The organism is Nocardioides cavernae, from assembly GCF_016907475.1.
GTDB lineage: Bacteria > Actinomycetota > Actinomycetes > Propionibacteriales > Nocardioidaceae > Nocardioides > Nocardioides cavernae.
This window is the reverse complement of record NZ_JAFBCA010000001.1, coordinates 4,280,583-4,295,907: the sequence shown is the minus strand read 5'-3', so window position 1 is coordinate 4,295,907 and position 15,325 is coordinate 4,280,583. Positions and strand designations below refer to the sequence as shown.

Here is a 15,325-nt window from a genome sequence, read left to right as displayed (position 1 = left end):
CGCCAGGCGGGGGTCAGGCGGGCGGCAGCGGGAGGCCGAAGGTGAAGGTGCTGCCCTCACCGAGGGTGGACTCGACGGCGAGGTGACCGCTCATCAGGTCGACCAGCTCGCGGCAGATCGCCAGGCCGAGGCCGACCCCGAGGCGGTCGCCCGCGGACTGCGGGTCGGCCTGGACGAACGGGTCGAAGAGAGTGCGGAGGTCGTCGTCCGCGATCCCGATCCCGGTGTCGCGGACCCGGACCTCCACCCAGCTGCCGACGCCCGGGCCGTCCGCGGAGCAGGGGCGACCGCTGACACGCACGTCGACCGAGCCGTGCTCGGTGTAGGCGATGGCGTTCTGGACGAGGTTGGTGACGACCTGCGTGATGCGCCGGGTGTCGCCGAGGCCGGTCGCGGGGACCCCCTCGTCGACGGCCAGGGTGATGGCGAGGCCCTGCGACTCGGCGAGCGGGACCGCCCACGACGTCACGTCGGCGATGATCGCGCGTACGTCGACGGGCACCCTCCGCAGCACGGTCTGGCGCGCCTCGAGCCCGGAGAACTCCAGGATCTCCTGCACCAGGTGCATGAGGCGCTCCCCGGAGCGGTGCACGATCCGGGCGAAGTGCTCGGGCTCGGGCGGCAGATCCGTGTCGATCAGCAGCTCGGACGCGCCCACCAGCGCGGCCAGCGGCGTACGGACCTCGTGGCTCACCGTGGCCAGGAAGAGGGTCTTGGCGGCGTTGGCCTCCTCGAGCTCGCGCAGGATCCGCTTGGCCTCGGTGACGTCCTCGGTCACCCCGTGCACGCCGACGACCTCGTCGGCGACGATCACCGGGATCGCCGTGCAGCGGACGTCGATGACCTCCCCGTCCACGCGCACCACCCGTGCCTCGACCACCTGCGGATCGCCCGCCATGGCCCGGTCGAAACCGTCCTGGATGAGGTGCAGGTCCTCGGGGTGGATGACCTGCGCGAAGTGGGTCTGCCGCATCTCCGCGAGGCTCAGCCCGGTCATCTCCAGCGACCGGTCGTTGGCGTCGGTGAAGTAGCCCCGCGTGTCCACCGAGTAGGCGGCATGGGGGTGGTGGGTGAACATCGAGGAGTAGCGCTCGCTGCTCTGGGACATCGCATGCGCGCCCACGGTCGCGTCGGTCGACAAGGCGCGACCGGGGTCGCGCTCACCGAGAGCCATCAGGACCTCCGAGAATCGTGTTGGCGTGCGTTGCACCGTACCCCGCGGTATGCGCTGCGGAGGCATCGCTCGTAGTTCATCGGTTGTTCGAAAAGGTCCGACCGGCTGGTGGATCCACGCGAGGATCGAGGCGGTTGGGGTGTCGGTGGCCTCTGGCGGAATGTGATCATGACGACGCACCGGTGGGGCCTGAGGTCCCGGGCCTCGAGGGGATGTGGGAGCAGCCGGACGCCCGCTCCGTCTCGCTCCCGACTGCATGGCGTCGCGCCAACGCTGCTTCCCGGCCGTCCCCGCCGATTGCCGTCGTCGTCGAGCCATACTGCACTCATGCCGAAGTTCGCGTCGGTCGACGACTACCTCGCATCGCTGCCCGCTGAACAAAGGGAGGTGGTGGAGGAGATCGAACGACGGGTGATGCTGGTGGTGCCCAGCGCAGATCGCGTGATCCGCTACGACATGCCGACCTGGCAGGTCGACGGCGTTTCCCTCGTCCACGTGGCGGCGTGGAAGCAGCACGTGTCGCTCTATCCCGTGCCACCGGCAGGCGACGCTGACCTGGACGCAGACCTCGCGCCCTACGCCGGAGCGAAAGGCACGCTCAAGCTTCCGTACCCCGATGTCGACTACGCACTGATCGAGCGGGTCGTGCGCCGGCTGCTCGAGCCTCACCCTTCGAAATAGCGTCGGCTCAGCCTGCGAGCGATCACCGATCTCCGAAGGCTCCGTGCCGTGACCTCGGAGATTCATGGTGGGTGGCGTTGTGCGCGTCTAGTGTGCGAGACATGAAAGGGCTTGTGCTTCGTGTCCGGCTGATCAGCGGGGACAGCATGGATGTCACGTACGACGACCCCAGTGCGGGGAGTGAGAACGAGGTCATCGACCACGTCGTCGACACGCTCTCGCAGGGCTCTGGCGTGCTCCGCTGTCGACACGGCGATCGGCTCTTGGTGCTGTACGCAAGGGGTGTTGCCGCGGTGGAAGTCGCGCCCCGCGGCGCGGTCCTCTAGTGATTCAGGTCCCCCACGAGGGGCGAAGGTCAGGGACTCGTCCCAGCGAACTCGCAGCTAGGACGCGATCCGATGTGCCCGCATCGCCCGGCTGCGCACCCGGCCGGTCGTCGGTACGGTTGCCGGGTGACGAAGGGCACGGCGGTGGTGACGGGTGCGTCCACGGGAATCGGGGCAGCGACCTGCCGCCACCTCGCGGGTCTCGGCTTCGACGTGCTTGCCGGCGTACGCCGCGACGAGGACGCCCGCGCTCGTGGAGTCGTGGTCGCCCCGGGTCCGCGCGCAGAGGCTCGACGTCACCGACCCCGACCAGGTGGCCGCGCTCGCGGACGCGGTGGCGACCGGGCCAGGTCCGCTGCGCGCGCTGGTCAACAATGCGGGAATCGCGGTCGTCGGCCCGGTGGAGGCACTCACGGTGGCTGACTGGCGCCAGCAGCTCGAGGTCAACGTGCTGGGACAGGTCGCCGTCACCCGGACACTGCTGCCCGGCCTGATCGACGCGCGGGGCCGGGTTGTCATGATGAGCTCGATCGGGGGACGTGTGGCAGGTCCGCTGTTCGGGCCGTACTCCGCCTCGAAGTTCGCGATCGAGGCCTTCACCGACGTCCTGCGCCGCGAGGTCGGGCCCTTGGGCGTCCGGGTCGTGGCGATCGAGCCCGGCGCGATCGCCACGCCGATCTGGGAGCGGGGGCGGCTCGCCGGCGACGACCGTTGGGCGGGGGTCGAGCCTGAGGTCCAGCGTCGGTACGCTCGAATGGTCGACGCGGTTCATGCGCTCGCCGACCGGGGCTCACGCGACGGACTGCCGGCAGAGGACGTGGCCGAGGTCGTCGGTCGGGCGCTGACCGCGAAACGGCCACGCACCCGGTACCTGGTCGGGAGAGACGCCGTCGCCCAAGCGTGGCTTGGTCGGCTGCTGCCTGACCGGGTGATGGACGCGCTCGTACGACGTGCCGTGCTCGGGGGCTGACCACATGGGCGGCGTCCAGGTGCTGGCCAGGATGCACACCTACCTGGGGGTCAGCCCGCACGTCGCCGAGCGCCGCGTCTGGCCCGGACCGCAGCGCCTCGAGAGCCCGATTCGAACAGGTGTCGACAGACAACTGCTTCGCGACGGTGGTGGTTGTTCACGCGCGGCTGTCGAGTTGATCGATGCGGGTCGCCTTCAGCGGTGCCGCCACCAGCTCGAAGACAGGGCCGTACACCCCTGATGCCATCGCCTGTTCCACGGCAGCCGCCTGCGCGTCCGCAGAAGCCCACTTGGCAATCTCGATCAGGGCGTCCGGGTTGTGTGATTCGAGCCCATCTCCGTGCCATGGCGGCGGGCCACTACTGCGTGAACCCGTGCCACAGTGCCCAGGCGTAGAAGCACAGCTCGTCGACGTCCTGCTCGATCAGGGCGGCGCGGGTGGTGCCGCCGCTGTGCCCGGAGTCGCGCAGTGGCAGCAACAGGTACGGCCCGCCGTCGGTCGCGTCTGCCTGCATCCGGGCGACCATCTTCACCGGGTCGTACGGCGGCGCCAGCTTGTCGTTCATCGCCGGTACGAACGCGATCGCGGGGTAGCGGACCCCTGGTCGGACGTTGTGGTACGGCGAGTACCCGGCGAGGTAGGCACCCTCGACCGGGTCCTCGGGCGAGCCGAACTCGACGGTCGCGGTCCGCCCGTTGTCGAACCGGGTGAACCGGATCATGTCCAGCGTCGGCGCCCGGCAGAACACGGCCCGGAACGCGTCTGGCGCCTGCAGGGCGGTGACCGCCACGAGGATGCCACCGTTGCTGTTCCCGCGCGACACCAGCTGGTCGGTCGTCGTGTAGCCGTTCCTGACCAGCCAGCGGGCGGCCGCGATGTAGTCGTCGAATGCGTTCTGCCGGTTGGTCCCGACCGCCGCCTCGTGCCACTCGCGTCCGTACTCACCACCGCCGCGGATGTTGGGGAAGGCAAGCGCCCCGCCGGCCTCGAGCCAGGCCGCATGCACCGGTGAGAACCACGGCGAGACGTCGATGTTGAACCCGCCGTACCCACTCAGCCGCGTCGGCAGTGGTCCGTCCGTCCCCCTGGGCCGCACGATGAACATCGACACCTGTGTGCCATCCATCGACTCGTACCAGACCTGTTCGGTCGCGGCGTCGATCGCCGCATCGGGAACGTGGTACCCGGTGAGCTCGTCGTCGTCGACGTCGTAGTGGTAGATCGACAAGGGCTGGACGAACGACTGGAACTCGACCCACACCTCGTCGCCGTTCCAGCTTCCGGTGACGCCGCTGACGACCCCGCCCCCCTCGTTCCCATTGACCGAGCCGAGACCGGGCAGTGCGACGTCGCGGATCTTGGCGCCGTCGGCGGCGTGCACGGTGATCCGGTGCGACGCCGCGTGGGAGTAGACCGCATACAGGTGGCCACCGATCCCGCTGACGGTCTGCAGAGTGTCGTTGCTCTCCGCGATGACGGTGTGCCACACGGTGGGACTCATCAGCGATGCCCTGCACAGCCGGCCGCGTGGTGCCCCGAGGTCGGTGACGATGAGCAGGTCGTCGTCGACCACCTGGACCTGGTTCACGGCTTGCATGGTCGTCGTCACCGGCATCAGCTCGTCGTCGGCCAGCCTCAGCAGGGACACGGTGTTGGCGTGGACGAAGTCCCACTGGTACAGGACGGCGTACCGGCCGCACTCGGTCACGTCGACCCAGCACCAGTAGTCGGCGTGACCGCCGAAGACCTGCCGATCCTGAGCCGTGCCGATGCGGTGCTCGAGGATGACCTCCTTGCCGTCGGCGACCGCCGGGTAGAAGAACGACGCCGAGTCCGGTCGCCACGCGGGGCGATAGTGGCTCGTGCCGCTGGGCTCGTCGGCGAGAACGGTTCCGGTGTCGATCTCGAGGATCTGGATCCGCGCGTCGTGGGTGCTGCCGGTCGCCATGCCGAAGGCGACGAGCCTGCCGTCGGGTGACGGTACGGCGTACACGAGCGCGTCCGTGCTTGGCCAGGTGTTCGGGTCGAGCACGGTCTCGAGCGGCCCGTCCGGCTCGCGGCGCATCCGCAGCGCGAGCTTCTCGTCGTCGGGACGGGCCTGCCAGACGAACTCGCGTCCTCCCGCGCGGATCGGCCGGGACAGCCGCTCATAGCGCGACGCACGGGACACCGCGGCGCGGAACCGGTCCCGCGTCGGGACCGCGTCGAGGAGCGCGTGGGTGGCGGCCTCCTGCTCCGCGATCCAGCCCATCACCTCAGGGTCGTCGAACCGTTCGAGCCACTCGTAGGGATCAGGAATCCACTCATCGTGGAACCAGAACCCACTGTCCGGATCGGCCCTCACCGTCCCGCCCCTCCACTCGTATGCGCCCGATCATGCCGCATTCCGCGCGCACGGCGACTGCGTCTTTCCGCCGCGTGCTGCGTACCTCGACCCATCCGCTCATGCCGTGAACGTGGATCGAGCCGTCCGCAAGGGGAACCCAGGACGGGTCGACCCACAACTTCCGTCCTGGTCCGTGCGTCACACTTCTCACGGCCCGCAGACGGAGACCGACCCACTCGGAGGAGAGCCATGCGACGCATCCCCATCACTGTCTCGTTGATCGCCCTGGTGCCGCTCGGCGTCGTGGTCCTGGCCGCTGGTCCCGCGACGGCCGAGGCGACCTGTGACGGGAAGGTGCCCTCGATCGTCGTCGTCCCCGGTACGCCGACCACCGGCACGCCGGGTGACGACGTCATCCTCGGCACGTACGCCCGGGACGCCATCGACGGGGGTGCGGGCAACGACACCATCTGCGGGCTCGGCAACGCCGACACGCTGGTCGGCGGGCCGGGCGGCGACCGGCTGTTCGGTGGCCTCGACGACTACTACGTCCCCGACGACGGCTACGCCGGCGACACGCTCGTGCCGGGTCCCGGGAACGACCACGTGGACCTGGGCGACGACCCCGCGTCGGCGAACGTCGACGACGTGGACCGGCCGGCTCGCTACGACAGGGTCGTCTACGAGGACGCACCCGGTCCGGTGGCCGTGGACCTTTCGGCCGGTACGGCGACAGGTGAGGGCACGGACACGATCGTGGTGCCCGCCTTCTCCGGCGGGATCGTGGGCTCGGCGTACGACGACGTGCTGACCGGGACGGACGGGCCGGACCGCATCGTCGGCGGCGCCGGCGACGACCGCATCCTCGCGCTCGGCGGTGACGACGAGCTCGAGCCGGGGAAGGGCGACGACGTGGTGCGCGGGGGTGACGGCGACGACTACATCATGTCGCCGGACAAGGGACGCGACCGGTTTCACGGCGACGACGGCGGGGACTTCGTGGAGGCTCACGGACGCGGCAGCGCGATCGGCGGCGGTGGTGGCGACGACTACCTCGTTGCCGAGCTCGGCGCCACGGTCCATGGCGGATCGGGCAACGACGAGATCGACGCCGACCTCACCCGCAGGACGCGGATCGAGGTGGACGGCGGCGGCGGGCGACGCGACGTCGTCCGGCTGCGGGCGCCGAAGTCGGAGTTCCCGCGGGGCTCGAGGTACGTCATCGACGTGCCGCGCAAGCGCGTGACGGTCGGCGGCGCGAAGCGGGCGCGCTACGAGGGCGTCGAGGACGTCAGGTTCTCCGGGCGTCCCGGCAGCCTGACCTACCTGGGCGGCCCCGGGCGCGACCGCCTGTCGGTGAGCGGCGGCATGCGGGTGAAGGCGTACGGGCATCGTGGGGCCGACATCCTCGTGGGCGGTTCGCGCAACGACCTCCTCGTCGGTGGTCCCGGGCGCGACCAGCTCGTCGGTGGTCCCGGGCGGGACCGGTGCATCGGCGGTGAGCAGCGACGGCAGTGCGAGGTGCGCCGCTGACGCGGAGTGGGCGAGGACGAGCAGCTCGAGGAGCCGGCTGCCGCCGATGCTGGCTCGCCTCCCCACAGGTCGCTCGTGACGACTGCGGCCCTGGGGGTTCAGGCGGGTGGTTCAGGCGAGAGCCTTGGCCTTCAGCGTGTCGAACTCGCTCTGGTCGATGGTGCCGGAGTCGAGCAGCGCCTTCGCGTTGGCGATCTGGTCGGCAGGTGTGGTCGACGTGCCGGCGACCTGTTGGATGTACTGCTCCTGCGCGGCCTGCATCTCCTTTGCCCTGCTGAGCTGCCGTTCGTTCATGCTGCGGCCGCGGGCGATCAGGTAGATCAGGGCGCCCAACCAGGGCACGAGGATGAGGAGCAGCGCCCATCCGGCCTTGCCCCAGCCGCTGAGCGTGTGGTCACCGAACAGGTCGAACAGGCATCGGAACCAGACCATGAGTGCGGCGATCCAGATGAAGAACCAGAAGGACCAGAGGAGCACGTCCCCGAAGCCGTTGATATTGGAGTCCATGGCAGGGCCCTTTCGCAGGTCCGGTCGGGCGACCGGTGTGCCGCAGTGTGGCACCGCGGACGGTGTTCGCCGCTCACCCGCGGAGGGTGAGCATCAACGACACCGAGTCTGTGCGAGGGACCGCCGGCTCGCATCGGCTCGACGCTAGAGCTTCCTTCGACCGAACATGCGGCCCAACCGGGCGGCCATCGATCTCGGTGGCTTGACGTCGATCAGGGTCGATGCCTCTGGCAACGCCAGGTTCCTCGCCTGCTCCCTGGACAACGTCGTGCGGACATGGGTGGTGTAGATCGAGGCGACCTGGTCCGCATCCACGAACCGTGCACCTTCCGCAGTCTCGACGACGATGCCGTCGAACACCGAGACCTTTTCATCGACCAGAACGGCTTGGACGGTGGCGAAGTCGTACCCATCGCTCGTCTGCACCGGCGTACCCGGCTGGAGTGCGGTGTAGGCGATGCGGTGGTCGGGTGCTCCAGGCATGCAGCAACCTTAGGACCGCGCCGCGATGAGGGCGACGATCGGCCGTGCATGCGGCACGCGCCCCCCGGGATGAATGGCTGTACCCAGCGTGGACCCGGTCAGCGCCCTGCGGGCCCGTCGACGTTCACGGTCGGGACACCACCGCCCACCCGGGCGATCACCGCGAAGGATGGCTCGCGGCCGGGGTTGGACTCACGGTGGACGGTCCAGGCCGGTACGTGCACGAAATCGCCCGGGCCGGCATCCAGGTAACCGTCGTAGCCCTCGAACTCAAGTCTCAGCACACCACGCACGATGTACAGGCTCGACTCGTTGCGGTCGTGGTGGTGCCAGCCTGATACCGCTCCCGGCTCGGTCTCGACCTGGCCGGCCCAGAGCAGCGGGAGCTCGAATGCCAGGGCGCGGCTCATGCCAGGCGTGGGGTCTGCCGGCGCCAAGTCAGCCGGCGTGAAGACCCGTACTGGCCGTGGAAGGTCACCGCTCATCAGTTCACGATGCCACTGTCCGGTGCCCTGCGCGACCTGCACCGAGCCACTACGGTCAGTTCATGGAGCGGCGTGCGGAGAGGTGGCGCTGGCGACCGGAGCCGGGCTGGCTCTGGCTGTCGCTCCTCGGGCTGACAACGGGTGCCTTCGTGGGTGCCGTCCTTGCCGTGGTGGTGGTCCTTGTGGACGTGTTCGGTGCAGGTGCGTTGGCAGGTGACGCCATCGGAATCCCCGGCGCTGTCCTCGGCCTCGGTGTGTTCGGAGCACTGCTCGGTGGCGGGGTGGGGTTTGTCCTCGGCGGCGCGGTCGGGGTCGTCCTGATGCTCCTGGTGGGCCGCCGCATGCCGGGGCGGGCCCCGGCTGTCCTCGCCTTCGTCGGGGCGGCTGCCACGGTGGTTGTCCTGGCTCGGCCCGTCCTGGCGCCGTTCCTCAGGGTGCAGTCCGACGTTGTCACCGTGCTGATCTCGGCGAGCGGGGTGATCGCCGGTCTCGTCGCGGTGTGGTTCCGGGCCCAGCTGCCCCGACCGCCGGCGGAGGAGCGTACGAGTCGACCCGTGCCGTGATCGCCTGACGTCGGCTCAGTGCATGAAGGGGTCGAAGATCGACCGGACGAGGGCGGACGCACGGTCCGCGTCGCCCGCTGCGACCGCCTCGACGAGGTCGTGGTGGTGGCGGTGCGACGCGTCGTCGTCCCCGGACTCCTCGTGTCGCATGTGGCTCGCGAAGACGTCGGTCACGCTCGAGTAGAGCTGCAGGTAGAGGGGGTTGTGCGTCGCCGCCACGATCGCTCGGTGCAGCGCGAGGTCCGCCGCCGCCCGGACATCGGGGTCGTCCGACGACCAGCTCTCCTCGCGCCGGGTCCTGAGCTCACGGAGCAGCTCGATGTCGGCGTCCGTCCGACGCAACGCGGCGAGCGAGGCGGCGGTGCTGTCGAGTGCGAGGCGCAGCTCGAGGTAGTGGTGCCTGCTGCCGCCGGCCAGCTGCCGGGCGAGCGACCCGCTGAGCTCTGAGGTCGAGATCACGAACGTGCCGCGGCCCTGCTCCCGGCTGAGGAGACCTGCATGCACGAGGGACTGCAGCGCCTCGCGGACGGTGTTCCGGCCGGCGCCGAAGGCAGCAACCAGGTCGGCCTCGACGGGGATCCGCTCGCCGACCGGCCACCGGCCGGAGGTGATCTCCTCCTGGAAGCGCGCGGCGACCTGGTCGATCAGCCCCACTCGACGCACCGGCGGGGTTGTGCCAGACTCACCGTGATTCATCCCATGATCCCATCATTCGTCGCGACCTCGGAGCAAGTGTTGACCATCCCCACCGCCACCGCACCCACCCCCGGAGGATCAGGCCCGGCCACCCGCGGACGCCTCGCGCTGTGGGCCGGGCTCGCGATCGCCCTCACGGCGCTGAACCTGCGGACCGCGGTCACGGGCATCACGCCGCTGCTGGAGATCATCGGGTCGGACCTGGGGTTCGGAATCGCCCTCGCCGGCCTGCTGGGCACGGTGCCGGCGGCGACGTTCGCCGTCTTCGGCTTCCTGGCCCCGGTCGTGACGAGGAGGTACGGCCTCGAGCGCACCGCCACCGCCGCCCTCGGCCTCTCGGCAGTCTCCCTCGTGCTGCGGGCGCTCTCCCCGACGCCGGCCGTGCTGGTCGCGTCGACCGTCCTGGCGCTGGCGGGCATCGGCGCCGCCAACGTCGTGCTCGTGCCGCTCATCAAGGCGTGGTTCGCCGATCGCATCGCCCTGTGGACGTCGTCGTACCTGCTGCTGATGCAGACCGGGCAGTTCGTGGCACCCCTCCTGGCCGTGCCGGTTGCCGAGGCAGCGGGCTGGCGGGTCTCGGTGGGGATCTGGGCAGCCCCGGCAGCGGTGGCTGCGCTGGTCTGGTGCGTGCTCGCGGTCAAGCTGCCCGCCGACCACCACGTACCGGCCGTCGCCGCGACGCCCACCGTCAAGCTCAGGGTCGGTCGGTCGTCGACGGTCTGGGGGCTGGTGGTCCTGTTCGCGATGATGTCGCTGTCCAACTACAGCATCATCACGTGGGTGCCGGCGGTGCTCACCGATGCCGGTGGCAGCGCGTCACTCGGCGGCGCGATGGTCGGCCTCTACTCGGCGTGGGGGGTGCTCGCAGCCGTGGTGGTCCCGCAGGTCGCCACCCGGATGCGCAACCCGTTCGTGGTCGTCGTGGCGTGCTCGGTCGTCCTGGTCCTCGGCTACGTCGGCCTGGCTGTCTCGCCGCTCGACGGCACCGTGCTGTGGGTGTGCGCCCTGGGCATCGGCGTGAGCACGTTCCCGCTCTGCATGACCCTCATCAACCACCGGACGCGGACCCCGCAGTCCGCCTCGACCGTGTCCGGATTCGTCCAGGGCATCGGCTACGGGCTGGCCTGCCTCGGGCCGATCGGCCTCGGCCTGGTCCGCGAGGCGACAGGGTCGTGGACGACACCGTTGGTCGTGCTCGCCGCCACCGCCGTCCCGGGCGTGGTCGCCGGGTGGTTCGCCTGCCAGCCGCGGTTCGTCGAGGACGACGCGTCCCGCGTCGCCCGATGAACGAAGAAGGGCCCAGCGCACAGCGCTGGGCCCTCCTCGAGCTGACCTACTGTTGTCGGTAGGGCACGCCGTCCGCGGCCGGCGGCCGGGAGCGGCCCACCAGTCCCGCCACCGCGAAGATGGTGACGAGGTAGGGGAGCATCAGCATGAACTGGCTCGGCACGGGGGACCCGATGGCCGAGAGCACTCCCTGCAGGTTGGTCGCGAAGCCGAAGAGCAGCGCCGCCAGCGTCGCGCGGATCGGGTCCCACTTGCCGAAGATGACGGCAGCCAGCGCGATGTAGCCGGCGCCTCCGGTCATCTCGCGGTTGAAGCCGGCCACCGAGACGAGGCTGAAGTAGGCGCCGCCGAGACCGGCGATGGCACCCGCGAGCAGGATCGTGCGGTAGCGGGTGCGGTTGACCTTGATGCCGACCGTGTCGGCGGCCTTGGGGTGCTCGCCGACCGCACGGAGGCGCAGGCCCCAGCGGGTGCGGTAGAGGGCGTAGGCCACGACCGCGACGACGATGTAGAGCAGGTAGACGAGCGGGGTCTGGCGGAAGAATATCGGGCCGATCAACGGGATGTCGCCGAGGATCGGGATCGGCAGCGCGCGCAGGCGCTCGGGGGAGTTGAGCGACTCGGAGTTGGGCGTGAGCACCTGGCGGAACAGGAAGTTGGTCAGACCGACCACGAGCACGTTGAGGACGACGCCGACGATGACCTGGTCGACGAAGTAGGTGATCGCGAAGAGGCCCAGGATCAGCGCCACCAGGGCGCCGGCCACTGCGGCGGCCGCGACGCCGGCCCACGGCGAGCCGGTCATCGAAGCGGTGACGGCAGCGGCGAACGCGCCGAGGAGGAGCTGGCCCTCGATGGCGATGTTGACCACGCCTGCGCGCTCGCCGAGCACGCCGCCCAGCGCGCCGAAGACGAGCGGGATGGCGAGCGCCACGGCACCGCCGAGCAGGCTGACGACGCGGATGCGGTCGCCGGCGGCCGCCCAGCTGAGGAAGCCGATCATCCAGAGGATCGCGAAGGTGATCGGGATCCACATCGGCTGGCTCACGCGGGTGAGCATGCGGCGGACGGCCTCCGCGGTGAGCCCGAGGCAGATCACCACCATCAGCCACGCGGTGGGGCCGGACGGCACCACGATGTCGGGAAGGGTGACGAAGTCGGTCACCGTCGAGAGCTGGAACGTCGTGTCGCCCGACGGGCTCGAGCGGAGCAGGACGCCCGCGAGGAGCAGGGTCAGCACGCCGAGCACGACCGGGAGCTTGCGAGCGCCCGAGCCGCGGCCGTGCGTCACGACGGTGTCGGGAGCCAGGCCGCCGCTGTCGGGGGTCGGCTGGTCGGTCACGGTGCTCACTTGGCCTCCTGGGCGGGGAGCCGGAAGATCGCGCGCACCAGGGGAGGGGCGGCGAGGAAGAGGACGATCAGCGACTGCACCACGAGCACCAGGTCGACCGAGATGTTCTCGGAGGTCTGCATGGTGAATCCGCCGGCCTTGAGGGCGCCGAACAGGAGCCCGGCGGTCAGGATGCCGAGCGGGCGGGAGCGGCCGAGCAGTGCCACGGTGATGGCGTCGAAGCCGATCGCCGCGTCGAGGTCGAGCGAGACGCCGCTGGACACGGTGCCGAGCACCTGGTTGACGCCGGCGAGGCCGAGCAGGGAGCCGGAGATCATCATCACGGCGATGTAGATCCCGCCGACGTTGATGCCGGAGGCGCGGGCCGCGTGCGGGTTCTCACCGACGGCGCGGATGCGGTAGCCGAGCGTGGAGCGGTTGAGCAACCACCACACGACGGCGACCGCGACGATCGCGAGCACGAAGCCGAGGTGGAGGTTGAACTGGTCGCCCAGCACCTTGGGCAGCGTCGCCGAGTCCTTCATCGGCGGTGACTTCGGGTTCACCGAGCCGGGCGTCTTGAGCAGCCACTCCTTGGTGAGGGCCCAGAAGAGGAGGTAGTAGGCGACGTAGTTGAGCATGATCGTGACGATCACCTCGTGCGCGCCGGTGCGCGCCTTCAGCACGCCCGCGATGCCACCCCACAGGGCGCCGAACACCATGCCGACGATGATGGCCAGCGGCAGGTGGATCGCGAGCGGCAGGTCGAGCTGGAAGCCGACCCAGCCGGCCGCGCCACCGGCGATGAGCATCTGGCCGCGGCCGCCGATGTTGAACAGCGCCGCCCGGAAGGCCAGGCCGACGCCGAGGCCGCCGAGGATCAGCGGGCCTGCGAACTTCAACGTCTCCGTCAGCGGGCGCCACTGCTGGGCCGGCTCGGTGAGGTTGTAGTTGAAGACCGCGCCGCGGAACATCGCGCTGTAGGCGCCGGAGATGGCGTCCCACACGGCGGTGAAGAAGTCCGAGGGCCGCGCGGTGATGTAGCCGGCGGTCTCGCGCACCACGTCGTCGGTCGCCGCGATCATCACCGAGCCGACGAAGACCGCGAGGAACACGGCCAGCACGCCGGCGAGGACGTCGCCGGAGGCGATCTCGCGCAGCATCGACCGCGTGCGGTCGCCCCGCGCGTCGTGGGGGTCGACCTCGGGAGCCTCGGTCGTCGTGTCCGTGGCCGTCGCCCCCCGGGCCGCCTCGTCGTCCGTCACCGGCGCGTCGGGCTTCTCGGGCTGGGGCTGGGGGGTGTCATTCACGCGACCACGTCCTTCAGGTCCTTCGGGCGTTCGCCGGTCATCATGAGTCCGAGGGTCTCGCGGGGGGTGTCGGCCGCGACGATGCCGACGACCTTGCCGCGGTAGAGCACCATGATCCGGTCGGCGAGCGCGACCACCTCGTCGAGCTCGGTGGAGACCACCAGGACCGGGATGCCGCTGTCGCGGGTCGCGACGATCTGCTTGTGGATGAACTCGATCGAGCCGACGTCGACACCGCGGGTGGGCTGGGCGGCGACGAGCAGCCGCAGGTCGCGGGAGAGCTCGCGGGCCACGACGACCTTCTGCTGGTTGCCGCCGGAGAGGTTGGCGGCCAGCGAGTCGATGTCGCGGGCGCGGACGTCGTACTCCGTGAGCTTCTTCTGGGCGAACTCGCGCAGGGCGCCGAGGCGCAGCGAGCCGTTCCTGACGAACGGGGACTTGAAGCTGCGGTTGAGCATGAGGTTCTCGGCGATGGTGAAGCCGGGCACGAGGCCGTCGACCTGCCGGTCCTCGGGGATGAAGCCGACACCGGCGTCGAGGATCTTGCGCGTCGAGCGGCCGACCAGCTCGACGCCGTCGAGGTTGATGGAGCCGGTGACGTCGTCCTGCAGGCCGAGGATGGCCTCGGTCAGCTCGGTCTGGCCGTTGCCCTGGACGCCGGCGACGGCGAGGACCTCGCCGGCGCGGATGGTGAAGCTGAGGCCGTCGACCTGCGTGTGACCGGCCAGGTCGACCACGCGGAGGTCCTTGACCACCAGCGCGTCGTCGCCGAGCTTCGCGTCCTCCTTGTGGACGACCAGCTCGACCGGGCGGCCGACCATCATCGAGGCGAGCTCGGCGTTGCTGGCCTGGGGGTCGGCCTCGCCGACGACCTTGCCGAGGCGGATGACGGTGATCCGGTCGGCGACCTCGCGGACCTCGCGGAGCTTGTGGGTGATGAAGACGATGGCCTTCCCGGCCTCCTTGAGCTGGCGCATGATGTCCATCAGCTCGTCGGTCTCCTGCGGGGTGAGCACCGCAGTGGGCTCGTCGAAGACGAGCAGCTCCGCGTCGCGGGAGAGGGCCTTGATGATCTCCACGCGCTGCTGCACGCCGACGGGGAGGTCCTCGACCAGCGCGTCGGGGTTGACGTGGAAGCCGAAGCGCTCGGAGATCTCGGTGACGCGCTTGCTGGCCGCGGCGAGGTCCAGCGTGCCGGCGAAGCCGGTGGTCTCGTGGCCGAGCATGACGTTCTCGGCCACGGTGAAGACGGGGATGAGCATGAAGTGCTGGTGGACCATGCCGATGCCGGCCGCCATCGCGTCGCCGGGACCGGTGAAGTGCTGGACCTCGCCGTCGAGCTCGATCTCGCCCTCGTCGGCCTTGTAGAGGCCGTAGAGCACGTTCATCAGCGTGGACTTGCCGGCACCGTTCTCGCCGAGGAGGCAGTGGATCTCACCGGGCTCCACCGTGAGGGAGATCGAGTCGTTGGCCACCACGCTGCCGAAGCGTTTGGTGATGCCTCGCAGGACGAGTCTCATGGCATCGCATCCTAGGGGTCGGGATGGTCCGGAGGTCTGGACCGGGGGTCTGGTACGGGGTCGGCCGGGGGCCGGACGAGAGGCCTCGACACGGAGAAGGGAGGCCGACGAAACCGTCGGCCTCCCTCCATCG

The 15,325-nt window shown here is 70.1% G+C and carries 15 protein-coding genes and 1 pseudogene; 7 read left to right on the top strand and 9 right to left on the bottom strand.

Annotated features, from left to right (window positions below):
* Window positions 1-13: 13 nt before the first annotated feature.
* Complete coding sequence (locus JOD65_RS20295) at window positions 14-1,174, bottom strand: sensor histidine kinase (protein WP_191194814.1); 1,161 nt, start codon at window positions 1,172-1,174, stop codon at window positions 14-16.
* A gap of 327 nt (window positions 1,175-1,501) precedes the next feature.
* On the opposite strand from JOD65_RS20295, the gene JOD65_RS20290 reads away from it, so the two are divergent.
* The 4 genes and pseudogenes from JOD65_RS20290 to JOD65_RS20280 all read left to right on the top strand — a co-directional run bounded on the left by JOD65_RS20290 (window position 1,502) and on the right by JOD65_RS20280 (window position 3,151).
* Window positions 1,502-1,855, top strand: a complete 354-nt coding sequence (locus JOD65_RS20290; RefSeq protein ID WP_191194815.1) for an iron chaperone — start codon at window positions 1,502-1,504, stop codon at window positions 1,853-1,855.
* A gap of 101 nt (window positions 1,856-1,956) precedes the next feature.
* On the top strand, window positions 1,957-2,181 hold the full coding sequence (locus tag JOD65_RS20285; protein WP_191194816.1) for a hypothetical protein: 225 nt from the start codon (window positions 1,957-1,959) through the stop codon (window positions 2,179-2,181).
* Between the two features lie 72 nt (window positions 2,182-2,253).
* Window positions 2,254-2,379, top strand: a pseudogene (locus JOD65_RS24220) (hypothetical protein); the annotation flags it as partial.
* 19 nt (window positions 2,380-2,398) lie between these two features.
* The gene (locus JOD65_RS20280; protein WP_191194817.1) at window positions 2,399-3,151 is read left to right on the top strand and encodes an SDR family NAD(P)-dependent oxidoreductase; all 753 of its coding nucleotides are present in this window, start codon (window positions 2,399-2,401) and stop codon (window positions 3,149-3,151) included.
* A gap of 359 nt (window positions 3,152-3,510) precedes the next feature.
* Here JOD65_RS20280 and JOD65_RS24135 read toward each other — a convergent pair whose 3' ends face one another.
* Window positions 3,511-5,496: a prolyl oligopeptidase family serine peptidase gene (locus JOD65_RS24135; RefSeq protein WP_191194818.1), complete on the bottom strand. Its 1,986-nt coding sequence runs from the start codon at window positions 5,494-5,496 to the stop codon at window positions 3,511-3,513.
* Between the two features lie 231 nt (window positions 5,497-5,727).
* On the opposite strand from JOD65_RS24135, the gene JOD65_RS20270 reads away from it, so the two are divergent.
* The gene (locus JOD65_RS20270) at window positions 5,728-7,011 is read left to right on the top strand and encodes a calcium-binding protein (protein WP_191194819.1); all 1,284 of its coding nucleotides are present in this window, start codon (window positions 5,728-5,730) and stop codon (window positions 7,009-7,011) included.
* Between the two features lie 111 nt (window positions 7,012-7,122).
* Here JOD65_RS20270 and JOD65_RS20265 read toward each other — a convergent pair whose 3' ends face one another.
* The 3 genes from JOD65_RS20265 to JOD65_RS20255 form a co-directional block, all read right to left on the bottom strand.
* Window positions 7,123-7,518: an SHOCT domain-containing protein gene (locus tag JOD65_RS20265; protein ID WP_191194820.1), complete on the bottom strand. Its 396-nt coding sequence runs from the start codon at window positions 7,516-7,518 to the stop codon at window positions 7,123-7,125.
* A 144-nt stretch (window positions 7,519-7,662) separates the two neighbouring features.
* Entirely contained in the window at window positions 7,663-8,001 is a 339-nt protein-coding gene (locus JOD65_RS20260) for a hypothetical protein (protein ID WP_191194821.1), read from the bottom strand.
* Between the two features lie 98 nt (window positions 8,002-8,099).
* Entirely contained in the window at window positions 8,100-8,528 is a 429-nt protein-coding gene (locus JOD65_RS20255; protein WP_204811313.1) for a cupin domain-containing protein, read from the bottom strand.
* 20 nt (window positions 8,529-8,548) lie between these two features.
* Between JOD65_RS20255 and JOD65_RS20250 the strand changes: the two genes are divergently transcribed.
* Window positions 8,549-9,049: a hypothetical protein gene (locus JOD65_RS20250; RefSeq protein WP_191194822.1), complete on the top strand. Its 501-nt coding sequence runs from the start codon at window positions 8,549-8,551 to the stop codon at window positions 9,047-9,049.
* A gap of 15 nt (window positions 9,050-9,064) precedes the next feature.
* Here JOD65_RS20250 and JOD65_RS20245 read toward each other — a convergent pair whose 3' ends face one another.
* Window positions 9,065-9,712 (bottom strand): FadR/GntR family transcriptional regulator, encoded by a 648-nt coding sequence (locus JOD65_RS20245; protein ID WP_204811311.1) that lies wholly within the window; start codon window positions 9,710-9,712, stop codon window positions 9,065-9,067.
* A gap of 72 nt (window positions 9,713-9,784) precedes the next feature.
* Between JOD65_RS20245 and JOD65_RS20240 the strand changes: the two genes are divergently transcribed.
* Window positions 9,785-11,032, top strand: a complete 1,248-nt coding sequence (locus JOD65_RS20240) for an MFS transporter (RefSeq protein WP_191194824.1) — start codon at window positions 9,785-9,787, stop codon at window positions 11,030-11,032.
* Between the two features lie 46 nt (window positions 11,033-11,078).
* Here the strand turns inward: JOD65_RS20240 and JOD65_RS20235 are convergent, their stop codons facing one another.
* The 3 genes from JOD65_RS20235 to JOD65_RS20225 are packed head-to-tail and all read right to left on the bottom strand — an operon-like array spanning window position 11,079 to window position 15,192.
* A complete protein-coding gene (locus tag JOD65_RS20235) occupies window positions 11,079-12,383 on the bottom strand; it encodes an ABC transporter permease (RefSeq protein WP_307821300.1) in 1,305 nt (434 codons plus the stop codon).
* Window positions 12,380-13,672 carry an ABC transporter permease gene (locus JOD65_RS20230; protein ID WP_307821299.1) on the bottom strand — a complete coding sequence of 431 codons (1,293 nt, stop codon included), beginning with the start codon at window positions 13,670-13,672 and terminating at the stop codon, window positions 12,380-12,382. The genes JOD65_RS20235 and JOD65_RS20230 overlap by 4 nt, the downstream gene beginning before the upstream one ends.
* On the bottom strand, window positions 13,669-15,192 hold the full coding sequence (locus tag JOD65_RS20225; protein WP_191194825.1) for an ABC transporter ATP-binding protein: 1,524 nt from the start codon (window positions 15,190-15,192) through the stop codon (window positions 13,669-13,671). The genes JOD65_RS20230 and JOD65_RS20225 overlap by 4 nt, the downstream gene beginning before the upstream one ends.
* Window positions 15,193-15,325: the final 133 nt, after the last annotated feature.

Coding starts and splice junctions, on each gene's coding strand:
- JOD65_RS20295 (WP_191194814.1), bottom strand. CDS start 1,174: ATGGCTCTCGGTGAGCGCGACCCCGGTCGCGCCTTGTCGACCGACGCG.
- JOD65_RS20290 (WP_191194815.1), top strand. CDS start 1,502: ATGCCGAAGTTCGCGTCGGTCGACGACTACCTCGCATCGCTGCCCGCT.
- JOD65_RS20285 (WP_191194816.1), top strand. CDS start 1,957: ATGAAAGGGCTTGTGCTTCGTGTCCGGCTGATCAGCGGGGACAGCATG.
- JOD65_RS20270 (WP_191194819.1), top strand. CDS start 5,728: ATGCGACGCATCCCCATCACTGTCTCGTTGATCGCCCTGGTGCCGCTC.
- JOD65_RS20265 (WP_191194820.1), bottom strand. CDS start 7,518: ATGGACTCCAATATCAACGGCTTCGGGGACGTGCTCCTCTGGTCCTTC.
- JOD65_RS20260 (WP_191194821.1), bottom strand. CDS start 8,001: ATGCCTGGAGCACCCGACCACCGCATCGCCTACACCGCACTCCAGCCG.
- JOD65_RS20250 (WP_191194822.1), top strand. CDS start 8,549: ATGGAGCGGCGTGCGGAGAGGTGGCGCTGGCGACCGGAGCCGGGCTGG.
- JOD65_RS20225 (WP_191194825.1), bottom strand. CDS start 15,192: ATGAGACTCGTCCTGCGAGGCATCACCAAACGCTTCGGCAGCGTGGTG.